The organism is Proteus sp. PR00224 (assembly GCF_016238105.1).
Classification (GTDB): domain Bacteria; phylum Pseudomonadota; class Gammaproteobacteria; order Enterobacterales; family Enterobacteriaceae; genus Proteus.
The window spans coordinates 173,550-184,801 of record NZ_JAEHQU010000007.1 but is presented as its reverse complement, the minus strand read 5'-3'; the positions used below and the strand labels follow the sequence as shown (position 1 = coordinate 184,801).

Here is an 11,252-nt window from a genome sequence, read left to right as displayed (position 1 = left end):
ATTATTGTTGTTAATTGCGCTTATTAGAAAGAAAACGCTTCCCCACTTTGTTCTGTTATTGCTTGTGCCAGCATGGTTAAAAATTCACCACCACTTCTATCACAAATCCATTGTTCGTCTTTCCAATCAAAGTGATAGCCACCAGAGCGTGTCGCTAACCAAACTTGATGAAACGCTTCTTGGCGATTAATAATAATTTTACTATTATTTTCAAAGGTTAATGTCATTACACCGCCATTGATTTCACAATCAATATCTGCGTCACCTTCATAATTATCAATAGTTTGTTCTATTTCTGACAAGAGTTCATCAGCTAATTGGTGAAATTCACTGTCGTTCATCTTCATTTCCTATTTGCTTTTCGAGATCTAACTGCGATTATAGAGGATATTAACCAAATAAATGACAGGCAGATTTCGAATGAAAACGTATTTACGTTGCACTCTTGCTATAATAACACTGATTTCTCTTTCTGGTTGTGGCTTGAAAGGCCCTCTTTATTTCCCTCCTGAAGATACTCAGGCAAAAATGACACAGTCATCCCAGCCAACCCAGCAAGTTGAGAGCGACTCAACTCAGACCAATTAGTCAATCTTAGAAACGGTAATTTCGTTTCAGGCAGGGGCAAGATGCAATTTTCAAAAATGCATGGTCTTGGCAACGACTTTATGGTGGTCGATGCTGTGACTCAAAATGTTTATTTTTCACCAGAGTTAATATGTCGATTAGCGAATCGCCATACTGGTGTTGGGTTTGATCAATTATTGGTAGTTGAAGCACCTTATGATCCTGAACTCGATTTCCATTATCGCATTTTTAATGCTGATGGAAGTGAGGTTGCACAGTGTGGTAATGGTGCTCGTTGCTTTGCTCGATTTGTGAGATTAAAAGGACTTACAAACAAAAGAGAGATAAAAGTCAGTACGCAGTCTGGCAGAATGACCTTGCATGTTATGGACAATGATGATGTGTGCGTCAATATGGGCGAGCCCGAATTTGAACCTCAAAAAGTCCCTTTCCGTGCACAAAAGGCAGAAAAGACCTATATTATCAGGGCAATGGAACGCACTGTGTTATGCGGTGTAGTTTCAATGGGAAATCCTCATTGCGTTATTCAGGTTGAAGACATTAAAACAGCAGAAGTTGAGTTGTTAGGGCCTGTGTTAGAGCAACATGAACGTTTTCCTGAACGTGCTAATATTGGTTTTATGCAAATCGTAGACAGAAGTAATCTTCATTTGCGGGTATTTGAACGTGGTGCAGGTGAAACAAATGCCTGTGGTAGCGGGGCTTGTGCAGCTGTCGCAATTGGTATTTCACAAGGCTTATTAGATAAACGTGTGAAAGTCACCTTACCGGGTGGATCATTGCTAATTGAATGGAAAGGAGAGGGTAACTCTCTTTATATGACTGGGCCTGCGACACATATTTATGATGGGATCATTCAGCTATAATATTATTTTTTGAGAGGCTATCTGTATGACGGATAAAAATGAGCAGTTCTGTTGCCCTGAAACCAACGAACTTAATGATCAACAAGTGATCCGTTATCTCAGGGAACATCCTGGTTTTTTTATCCGTAATGCAAGCTATATTGAGCAAATGCAAGTTCCTCATCCCGTCAGAGGAACCGTTTCTTTAGTCGAATGGATAATGTCACGCCAACGTAACCGCATCCATTATCTTGAAGAAGATATGCGTTTGTTGATAGAACAAGCCTCTGAAAATGAAGCACTGTTTAGCCAACTATTATTATTAATTTCTGAACTATCCAACAGTGCTTCTCTTCACGAAATGCTAGAACGATTAAACCTTTGGGCTAAGGAATTAGGGCTTTATTCAGTTCAATTACGTCTATTTACCGATCGCTGGCAATTACAGCCACCTTTAGATGCACAAGATCTCCCATTATCTCGCCAAGCATTTGAACATTTTCGCATTCAACGTATGGGTGATGATAACCACTATTTAGGTCCATTAAATGGGCAAGAGATAATGCTATTGATGCCTAATGTACGACGCTCTGGTTCCGTTGCGCTTTCATTGTTAGGGCATTATGGGGATTTGGGCGTGATTATTTTTAATAGCCGAGATAACCAACATTTTCAGGAAGGGATGGGAACAGTCATGCTGGATAAGCTTGCCCATATTTTACCAGAATTGTTACTTCGTTGGATTGCAAGGCAATGAATCAACCAATAGATATTCCAGAAACACTCTCTACCACTATTGAACAATTCCTGCGTTATATTCAAGTTGAACGCCGATTAAGCCCTGTCACAGTAGAAAATTATCATCGCCAACTGACTGCATTAGCGCAAATGATGGTGGCAATGAATATCTGCGAATGGAAATCACTGGAAAGCCAACATGTGCGCATGTTATTGGCGAAAAGTCACCGTAGTGGATTACAACCCACCAGCCTTGCTTTGCGCTTTTCGGCGTTACGTAGCTTTCTTGATTGGCAAGTGGCACAAGGAATGTTAGACGTTAATCCAGCAAAAGGCATTCGCACACCTAAATCCGGTCGTCACCTTCCTAAAAATATGGATGTCGATGAAGTTAGCCAATTAATGAATATTGACTTAAAAGATCCTCTTTCTGTTAGAGATAGAACCATGCTGGAAGTGATGTATGGTGCAGGATTACGTCTATCAGAATTGACTAACTTAAATATTAGCGATATTGACATGAATGAAGGTGAAGTTCGTGTATTAGGTAAAGGAAGTAAAGAGCGAAAAGTTCCGCTAGGAAGAAAAGCGCTAGAGTGGTTACAAAATTGGTTTCCGATGCGAGAGCTCTATGCCCCTGAGGATAAAGCTGTCTTTATCTCAACCCAAAGTGGTAAGCGTTTATCGGTACGTAGCGTGCAAAAACGTTTTGAACTTTGGGGTATTAAACAAGGACTAAGTAGCCATGTGAATCCTCATAAATTACGCCACTCGTTTGCCACTCATTTATTGGAATCCAGTGGTGATTTACGTGCTGTACAAGAGTTATTAGGGCACGCTAATTTATCGACCACACAAGTTTATACCCACTTAGATTTTCAGCATTTAGCGAAAGTCTATGATGCTGCTCATCCGAGAGCTAAGAGAGAAAAATCATAATGCGCTTTTATAGAACTCTGACGCCAATTGCAGCGATGACTTTTGATTTAGATGACACGCTGTATGACAATGTGCCAGTAATGGATAAAACTGAAAAAGAGACGCTGGCCTTTATTCGTCAATATGATGAGCGTTTTAACCAATTCACAGAAAAAGATGTGAATGCCTATAAAAAGCCACTTCTAGAGAACAATCCTGATATTTTTCATGATATTACAAAATGGCGTTGGCTTGCGGCTAGAAACATGTTGTTAGATTATGGTTACAATGAAGCCAAAGCACAGCAAGGTGCTGATGAAATTATGGCGCACTTTGCTTATTGGCGTAGCCACATTAATGTGCCTAAAAATACTCATCAAGTTCTCACCGAATTGGCACAGAAAATCCCATTAATTGCGATCACAAATGGTAATGCAAACCCATTAAGTTGTGGTTTGGGACAGTATTTCTCACATATTTTAAAAGCCGGTCCCGATGGTCGCTCTAAGCCTTATCCTGATATGTTTGATAAAGCCTCCTCACTGTTAAATCTTCCACATGAGAAAATCCTACATGTGGGTGATCACCTTGTAACAGATGTTGAGGGTGCCGTTAATAGTGGATTACAAGCGTGCTGGATTAACCTTGATAACCGTAGCTTGTTTGAAGAAGGTGAAACCAGAGTAATGCCACATATTGAAATTACAGATTTAAGCAAACTGATAGAATTGGTTTAATGTGATGTTCGGTAAGAATGGCACAGATAACCGAGGCTAAAAAAGGCTTTATTTTGCATAGTGCGTAAATTCCTGTTAGTTTGTTGCTTACTCTCTATTTCTGTATATATCCACAGTATTTTTCTTCACTAAATGATTGGTAATTATGGACGTCTCATATCTGCTAGAAGGCCTTAACGATAAACAGCGCGAAGCTGTAGCCGCACCTCGTATTAATATGCTGGTGTTAGCTGGCGCAGGCAGTGGTAAAACACGGGTACTGGTACATCGTATCGCTTGGTTATTATCTGTTGAACAAGCTTCACCTTTTTCGATTATGGCAGTGACGTTTACCAATAAAGCCGCCGCAGAGATGCGCCATCGTATTGAAGACTTAATTGGTACAAGCCAAGGTGGCATGTGGATTGGTACTTTCCATAGCCTGGCTCATCGTTTATTGCGAGCGCATTATCTTGATGCGAATTTGCCACAAGACTTCCAAATTATTGACAGTGATGATCAATATCGCCTTATTCGTCGTATTGTTAAGTCAATGAATCTTGATGATAAACAGTGGCCTGCGCGTCAAGGTATGTGGTATATCAACGGTAAAAAAGATGAAGGTTTACGTCCTCAACATATTCAAACCTATGGCAATCCTGTTGAAACCACTTGGCTGAAAGTATACCAAGCTTATCAAGAGGCGTGCGATCGCGCAGGGCTTGTGGACTTTGCAGAGCTTTTATTACGTGCTCATGAACTTTGGTTAAACAAACCGCAAATTTTGGAGCACTACCAAAACCGTTTTACCAATATTTTAGTGGATGAGTTTCAAGATACTAACCGCATTCAATATGCGTGGATAAGAATGTTGGCAGGTCAATCTGGTAAAGTCATGATTGTGGGTGATGATGATCAATCCATCTATGGTTGGCGCGGTGCGCAAGTTGAGAATATTCAAAATTTCTTAAATGAATTTCCTGGTGCAGAAACCATTCGATTAGAGCAAAACTATCGTTCGACAAGCAATATTTTAAAAGCGGCGAATGCGTTAATTGCAAATAACAGTGACAGATTAGGTAAAAATCTGTGGACTGAGGGTGCCGAAGGTGAGCCTATCTCGCTTTATTGCGCCTTTAATGATTTGGATGAAGCCCGCTATGTGGTTGGGCGGATCAAGCGTTGGCAAGAAGAAGGTGGCGCGCTAACAGATTGCGCCATTCTTTATCGTAGTAATGCGCAATCTCGTGTGATGGAAGAGGCGTTATTACAAGCCGCAATGCCATACCGTATTTATGGTGGTCAACGATTTTTTGAACGCCAAGAAATCAAAGATGCACTTTCTTATATGCGATTAACAGCTAATCGCCATGATGATGCTTCTTTTGAGCGTGTTGTGAATACACCAACCCGAGGCATTGGTGATAGAACCTTAGATATTGTTCGTCAAGTGGCAAGAGATAACCAGATTACCTTATGGGAAAGTGCATTGCAGGTTATCGAGCATAAAATGCTGGCAGGGCGTGCAACCGCGGCCATTCAGCGGTTCTTAGAATTAATTGAGACGTTAGCTTCTGAAACGGCTGATATGCCACTACATGTGCAAACAGACCGAATTATTCGTGATTCAGGCTTAAAAGCGATGTATGAGCAAGAAAAAGGTGAAAAAGCTCAAGCTCGTATTGAAAACTTGGAAGAGTTGGTTACGGCAACTCGCCAATTTAGTTATCAAGATGAAGACGAAGATTTAATGCCACTGCAAGCGTTTCTTTCACATGCCGCATTAGAATCAGGCGAAAGCCAAGCTGATGCATATCAAGATGCCGTACAGTTAATGACACTTCACTCCGCTAAAGGGCTCGAGTTTTCACAAGTCTTTATTGTGGGTGTAGAAGAGGGTATGTTCCCAAGTCAAATGTCGTTGGATGAAGGTGGTCGCTTGGAAGAAGAGCGTCGCTTGGCGTATGTTGGCGTTACCCGAGCAATGAAAAAGTTAACGCTCACTTACGCTGAAAACCGCCGTTTATATGGAAAAGAAGTCAGTCATCGTCCTTCTCGTTTTATTGGTGAGTTACCGAAAGAGTGTGTCGAAGAAGTCCGTTTACGCGCAACAGTTTCACGCCCTGTTAATCATAGTCGTTTAGGGACTCCGATTATCAGCAATGATACGGGCTATTCACTTGGACAACGAGTGAAGCACCCTAAATTTGGTGACGGTACTATCATTAATATCGAAGGCAGTGGTGAACATTGCCGATTACAAATTGCCTTTAATGGTGAAGGTATTAAATGGCTGGTGGCAGCATTTGCTCGACTGGAATAAACCTCAATTAGAGTGAATTAGCATTACCTCAATATAAAAAACACCCTTACTTATTTAATAGATTAAGCTGGGGTGTTTTTTTTAAGGGAAGTTCAAGTTGGTTACTTAATAATCTCGTTATCTATTCTTACTTAACGGGATTAATTGATGAAAATCTCTAGCGTATTTTTTCATGCCTACTCTTTTGTCGCACCTTGCACGCGAACGTCTTCTGTCTCTTTTTCTAGTAATGAATTGTTGATCGAAAATACTGAGGAAGTCCTTTGTGATACCTATTATCCTAGCGAACCTATCAATGAATTTGAAGAAGATCTCTATTGTAAATTGCTGAGGCATCAGCGTGATTTTGTTCCTCGAATCAATCTCTATCCTTGGATTGTGATTAACCGTATTCAAGTGATTAATAACTCAATATCAGCACTGTTTAGGCGCTCGTGTCGGTATGTGGAAGAGATAGCGAAGAATGCACATCTATTAAAGAAAAATCAGAAGAAAAAATGCTCTTCCGCTTTTACTCAAATTGGTAATTTAGCGGAAGAGTGAGTATGTACTAACTACGTCTTAAACGGCGTTGAGTATAGAGCGCATCAAGTGTAAAGAGGATCAGCGCAACCCAAATAAAGCCAAAGGTCACTAATCGTTCTGCATCAATTTGTTCGCCATATACCATTGTGGCAAGAATAAACATCAAGGTTGGACCAATATATTGGAAAAAGCCCAAGGTTGATAAACGCAGATGATGCGCCGCTTCTGTAAATAGCAATAATGGTACGGTTGTAATGATACCAGCTGCGATTAACAGGGTATTTAACGACCAACTGTTTTCAAGCATATTGCTTGTCGGTGAATGTGTGAAAAATAAGATATAAACTAATGCAACAGGGAATAGCCATAATGTTTCTACCAACATACCTGTTTGTGCATCGACACCCAATTTTTTGCGCAGTAAGCCATAAAGACCAAAAGTCACGGCGAGGCTTAATCCAATCACGGGGACTGAACCAAAGTGCCAGAGTTGAATAAATACACCAGTAAATGCTAACCCTACCGCGACCCATTGCATACGGCGGAAGCGCTCGCTCAAGAAAAGCATGCCAAACAGTACATTAACCAGTGGGTTAATAAAGTAACCAAGGCTGGCTTCTAGCATATAGCCGTGGTTAACCGCCCATATATAGGTAAGCCAGTTAGTTGCGATAATGACGGCAGTCAGTGCTAAAAGAAGAATTTTTTTAGGTTGACGTATTAATTGGCGCAAATAAGGCCAATGACGGCTGATAGTCATTAAAATCAACATAAAAAAGAACGACCATAAAATGCGGTGCGTTAAGATCTCTTCTGCGGGCACTTCTTGAATGCTTTTAAAATAAACAGGGGCAATACCCCAGATCAAATAGGCGCCTAAGGCACATAAAACGCCTTTCATCGTGTTTTTCTGGCTCATGCTATCTCTGGAATTGATGGAAAGGAAAAGTGTGACGGGGTTATCATACCCAATGACATTATCTAATGTGTCATTAGGCATGTATTTTTACAAGTAATTAATATCAATCTAAGCATCATAGAGCGCAATGAATCTTAACAAAGGCTTAACCTACGATATAGGTTGCTGTCCCGCTCGCAATATGAACTTGTTTTTCATTATGTAATTCAACACGAGCAACAGACACTTTATTACCACTGCGTAAAATATGGCTACTTGCAGTAAAACATTCTCCACGTCCTGGTCTTAAATAATCAACACGTAAATCAATTGTGCCCATGTTAGCAAGTTTCTGTTCGAGTTGCTCTTGGGATATTGGTGCTAAACGTGTTAATGCGTTACCGACACAAACTAATCCCGCACTAACATCAAGTACAGAAGCAATAAGTCCGCCATGTAAGATACGTTGAGCAATATTACCAACAAGTTTATCTTGATACCGAAATTGAATTTCAGAGTAGTCTTGTTCAAAGCGAACTAGCTCTAAGCCGATTAATTGATTAAAGGGCATCTTATAAACAAAAACATGACCAATAAGTGCTTGAGCCTCTTCTAATGTTAACTGTTTTTCCATTTTTAGAACCCCTGACATCACGTTATTAAGTTGATACTATGTTAATAATACATGACAAAATCGTAATTGCACATTTGTGCTATAAATATAATGGTATAAAAATATACGAGATTTAATGGCGATTACGTGTAAAATATGGGCGCTAAAGTGTAATAAAGCACATATATAAGAACTAATTCTAAAGTAAGTACTAACTTTTTATATTATTCAATAATGAGACAGGATAATTAACTATGCGTTACATCCGTTCTTTACTCGCGGTGGCTTTATTCTATCCAGCATGGGGATTTGCATCCGAAATACCAGCATCATCATCTCCTGCACCGCTTGTTCAGGGCAGTATTATTTCTGGTTTATTACAAGAATACGATTCACCTTTTGTTCTTTATCCTTATGAATCCAATTATATTATTTATACGAAAACCTCTGATATGAATAAAGAGGCTATTCAAAGTTATGATTGGGGGAATAAGGCTAAAAAAGATGAGGTGAAATTTCAACTCAGTCTTGCCTTCCCTTTATGGCGCGGTATTGCAGGTGAAAACTCTGTTTTAGCAGCATCTTATACCCAACGCTCTTGGTGGCAATTAAGCAATAAGAAAGAATCTGCCCCTTTCCGTGAGACAAACTATGAACCTCAATTCTTTTTAGGTTGGGCAACAGACTATAAATTTGCGGGTTGGACACTACGTGAAATAGAAACGGGTTTTAACCACGAATCGAATGGGCGCTCTGACCCCACATCTCGTAGTTGGAACCGTGCTTATGCACGTTTTATGGCGCAAAAAGGCAATTTGCAACTGGATTTAAAACCTTGGTATCGCTTTAGTGAAAGTGCTCAACGTGATGATAATCCAGAAATTAATCGCTATATGGGCTATTACCGTTTAAAAGCAGGCTATCGCTTAGGCGATAGTGTGATCACTGCGACAGGGCGTTATAACTGGAACAGTGGCTATGGGGCGGCTGAATTAGGCTGGAGCTACCCAATTACTAAGCATGTACGCTTTTATACCCAAGTATTTAGTGGTTATGGCGAATCAATGATTGATTATAATTTTCGCCAGACACGGGTCGGTGTTGGCGTGATGCTTAATGATATGCTGTAATTTTCCCCGTTCTGGGTTAGCATAGCGCTATAAATGATGATGGCACCTTCACATTGGTGCCTTTTCTTTTACTCCTCATCATAGTTTTTATCAGCAGCTTTTCAGAGGAACGGCGTGTCCACAGCAGAAGTTCTTAATTCAATGCCATCAGCACAGGCTATTTTGCGAGAAACCTTTGGTTATCAGCAATTTCGCCCTGGTCAGCAAGAAATCATCCATACCATTACAACTGGGAGAGATTGTCTAGTTGTGATGCCGACAGGGGGTGGTAAATCCCTTTGTTATCAAATTCCCGCATTATTGCTTGATGGGCTGACTGTGGTTATTTCGCCACTCATCTCACTGATGAAAGATCAGGTTGATCAACTTTGCCTTCATGGTATTGAAGCGGCTTATTTAAATTCAACTCAAACGCGTGAAGAGCAGTTTGATGTTCAAATACGTTGTCAAAAGGGGGAAATAAAACTGCTGTATATTGCCCCTGAACGTTTAATGATGGAGAGTTTTCTTCATCAATTAGTGCAATGGAAACCTGCATTATTAGCGGTTGATGAAGCGCATTGTATTTCACAATGGGGTCATGATTTTCGTCCTGAATATCGCGGTATAGGATTATTAAGACAATATCTTCCTGATGTGCCGATTATTGCACTGACGGCAACGGCGGATAATACAACACGTTTCGATATTATTAATCAGCTAGTGTTACGTGACCCTCTGATTCATATCAGCAGTTTCGATAGACCGAATATCCGCTACACTTTAGTAGAGAAATACAAACCGCTTGATCAACTTTGGCTATTTATTCGCGGTCAGAAAGGAAAATCTGGCATTATTTACTGTAACAGTCGCAGTAAAGTCGAAGAAACCGCCGAGCGCCTGAGTAAACGAGGATTAAGCATTGCGGGTTATCATGCAGGAATGGAAATAGCACAGCGTGCTAAAGTACAAGAAGCTTTCCAGCGAGATGATTTGCAAATTGTGGTTGCCACTGTTGCATTTGGTATGGGTATCAATAAACCCAATGTACGTTTTGTGGTTCACTTTGATATTCCTCGTAATATTGAATCCTATTACCAAGAAACAGGGCGTGCAGGGCGAGATGGATTGCCTGCTGAAGCGGTATTATTTTATGATCCTGCCGATATGGCGTGGTTGCGTCGTTGTTTAGATGAAAAGCCAGAAAGTGACCAAAAAGCGATTGAAATGCATAAGCTTAATGCGATGGGTGCATTCGCAGAAGCACAAACGTGCCGACGCTTAGTGTTACTTAATTACTTCGATGAACATCGACAAAATGCCTGCGGTAACTGTGATATTTGCCTTGATCCCCCTAAACAATATGATGGTTTAGTGGATGCCCAAAAAGCCTTATCCTGTATTTATCGCACAGGTCAGCACTTTGGTATCGGTTATATTGTTGAAATATTAAGAGGCGCGAATAATCAGCGAATTCGTGATTCTGGACACGATACATTACCTGTTTATGGTATTGGTAAAGCGCAAAGCCATGAACATTGGGTGAGTGTGATCCGCCAGCTTATTCATTTAGGTATGGTGACACAAAATATTGTCCATCGCTCTGCATTACAACTGACAGAGATGGCTAGACCAATCTTGCGTGGTGAAGTGCCATTACAATTAGCCGTACCTAGATTATTAAGCCCGACAAAAAGCCGTAATCAACAAACAAAAAATACCCATAGACAGTACGATAGAAAATTGTTTGCGAAACTACGTAAATTACGTAAGTCTATTGCTGATGAAGAAAACATTCCGCCATTTGTCGTTTTTAATGATGTCACATTGATAGAAATGGCAGAGCAGTGCCCCGTTTACCCTGATGAATTGTTATTAATAAACGGTGTTGGGCAACGAAAATTAGAACGATTTGGACCCGCGTTTATGACACTCATTCGTGACCATATTGAGGGCTTTGAATAACGCCAATAAGGAGA

General features: G+C 40.4%; 12 protein-coding genes. 9 read left to right on the top strand and 3 right to left on the bottom strand.

The window, feature by feature from the left end; translation table 11 throughout:
* Nucleotides 1–23: 23 nt before the first annotated feature.
* Nucleotides 24–341 carry an iron donor protein CyaY gene (gene cyaY / locus JEP71_RS13335; RefSeq protein WP_088494024.1) on the bottom strand — a complete coding sequence of 106 codons (318 nt, stop codon included), beginning with the start codon at nt 339–341 and terminating at the stop codon, nt 24–26.
* A 79-nt stretch (nt 342–420) separates the two neighbouring features.
* On the opposite strand from cyaY, the gene lptM reads away from it, so the two are divergent.
* The 7 genes from lptM to JEP71_RS13300 all read left to right on the top strand — a co-directional run bounded on the left by lptM (nt 421) and on the right by JEP71_RS13300 (nt 6,671).
* Nucleotides 421–588 carry an LPS translocon maturation chaperone LptM gene (gene lptM, locus JEP71_RS13330; protein WP_151436666.1) on the top strand — a complete coding sequence of 56 codons (168 nt, stop codon included), beginning with the start codon at nt 421–423 and terminating at the stop codon, nt 586–588.
* Between the two features lie 41 nt (nt 589–629).
* Entirely contained in the window at nt 630–1,454 is an 825-nt protein-coding gene (gene dapF, locus JEP71_RS13325) for a diaminopimelate epimerase (RefSeq protein WP_099076350.1), read from the top strand.
* A gap of 25 nt (nt 1,455–1,479) precedes the next feature.
* Nucleotides 1,480–2,190, top strand: coding sequence for a DUF484 domain-containing protein (locus JEP71_RS13320; RefSeq protein WP_198626371.1), 711 nt, complete (start codon nt 1,480–1,482; stop codon nt 2,188–2,190).
* Entirely contained in the window at nt 2,187–3,110 is a 924-nt protein-coding gene (gene xerC / locus JEP71_RS13315) for a tyrosine recombinase XerC (protein ID WP_198626370.1), read from the top strand. The genes JEP71_RS13320 and xerC overlap by 4 nt, the downstream gene beginning before the upstream one ends.
* Nucleotides 3,110–3,826: a 5-amino-6-(5-phospho-D-ribitylamino)uracil phosphatase YigB gene (gene yigB / locus JEP71_RS13310; RefSeq protein ID WP_198620242.1), complete on the top strand. Its 717-nt coding sequence runs from the start codon at nt 3,110–3,112 to the stop codon at nt 3,824–3,826. The genes xerC and yigB overlap by 1 nt, the downstream gene beginning before the upstream one ends.
* Nucleotides 3,827–3,971: 145 nt before the next feature.
* Nucleotides 3,972–6,128: a DNA helicase II gene (gene uvrD, locus JEP71_RS13305; protein ID WP_160229888.1), complete on the top strand. Its 2,157-nt coding sequence runs from the start codon at nt 3,972–3,974 to the stop codon at nt 6,126–6,128.
* A 147-nt stretch (nt 6,129–6,275) separates the two neighbouring features.
* Nucleotides 6,276–6,671 (top strand): hypothetical protein, encoded by a 396-nt coding sequence (locus tag JEP71_RS13300; RefSeq protein ID WP_198620241.1) that lies wholly within the window; start codon nt 6,276–6,278, stop codon nt 6,669–6,671.
* Nucleotides 6,672–6,678: 7 nt separating this feature from the next.
* Here JEP71_RS13300 and rarD read toward each other — a convergent pair whose 3' ends face one another.
* Together rarD and JEP71_RS13290 are read right to left on the bottom strand one after the other, a co-directional pair.
* Nucleotides 6,679–7,572, bottom strand: a complete 894-nt coding sequence (gene rarD / locus JEP71_RS13295; RefSeq protein WP_099076355.1) for an EamA family transporter RarD — start codon at nt 7,570–7,572, stop codon at nt 6,679–6,681.
* Between the two features lie 145 nt (nt 7,573–7,717).
* Entirely contained in the window at nt 7,718–8,185 is a 468-nt protein-coding gene (locus JEP71_RS13290) for a thioesterase family protein (protein WP_198626369.1), read from the bottom strand.
* 233 nt (nt 8,186–8,418) lie between these two features.
* Here JEP71_RS13290 and pldA point away from each other — a divergent pair, with 233 nt between their 5' ends.
* The gene (pldA, locus tag JEP71_RS13285; RefSeq protein WP_198626368.1) at nt 8,419–9,294 is read left to right on the top strand and encodes a phospholipase A; all 876 of its coding nucleotides are present in this window, start codon (nt 8,419–8,421) and stop codon (nt 9,292–9,294) included.
* Between the two features lie 114 nt (nt 9,295–9,408).
* A complete protein-coding gene (gene recQ / locus JEP71_RS13280) occupies nt 9,409–11,238 on the top strand; it encodes an ATP-dependent DNA helicase RecQ (RefSeq protein WP_198626367.1) in 1,830 nt (609 codons plus the stop codon).
* Nucleotides 11,239–11,252 lie beyond the last annotated feature (14 nt).

What these genes read in the sequence shown, in the direction of transcription:
- pldA (WP_198626368.1), top strand. Translation starts at nt 8,419, where the DNA reads ATGCGTTACATCCGTTCTTTACTCGCGGTGGCTTTATTCTATCCAGCA.
- dapF (WP_099076350.1), top strand. Translation starts at nt 630, where the DNA reads ATGCAATTTTCAAAAATGCATGGTCTTGGCAACGACTTTATGGTGGTC.
- cyaY (WP_088494024.1), bottom strand. Translation starts at nt 341, where the DNA reads ATGAACGACAGTGAATTTCACCAATTAGCTGATGAACTCTTGTCAGAA.
- JEP71_RS13290 (WP_198626369.1), bottom strand. Translation starts at nt 8,185, where the DNA reads ATGGAAAAACAGTTAACATTAGAAGAGGCTCAAGCACTTATTGGTCAT.
- rarD (WP_099076355.1), bottom strand. Translation starts at nt 7,572, where the DNA reads ATGAGCCAGAAAAACACGATGAAAGGCGTTTTATGTGCCTTAGGCGCC.
- yigB (WP_198620242.1), top strand. Translation starts at nt 3,110, where the DNA reads ATGCGCTTTTATAGAACTCTGACGCCAATTGCAGCGATGACTTTTGAT.
- JEP71_RS13320 (WP_198626371.1), top strand. Translation starts at nt 1,480, where the DNA reads ATGACGGATAAAAATGAGCAGTTCTGTTGCCCTGAAACCAACGAACTT.
- xerC (WP_198626370.1), top strand. Translation starts at nt 2,187, where the DNA reads ATGAATCAACCAATAGATATTCCAGAAACACTCTCTACCACTATTGAA.
- JEP71_RS13300 (WP_198620241.1), top strand. Translation starts at nt 6,276, where the DNA reads ATGAAAATCTCTAGCGTATTTTTTCATGCCTACTCTTTTGTCGCACCT.
- lptM (WP_151436666.1), top strand. Translation starts at nt 421, where the DNA reads ATGAAAACGTATTTACGTTGCACTCTTGCTATAATAACACTGATTTCT.
- uvrD (WP_160229888.1), top strand. Translation starts at nt 3,972, where the DNA reads ATGGACGTCTCATATCTGCTAGAAGGCCTTAACGATAAACAGCGCGAA.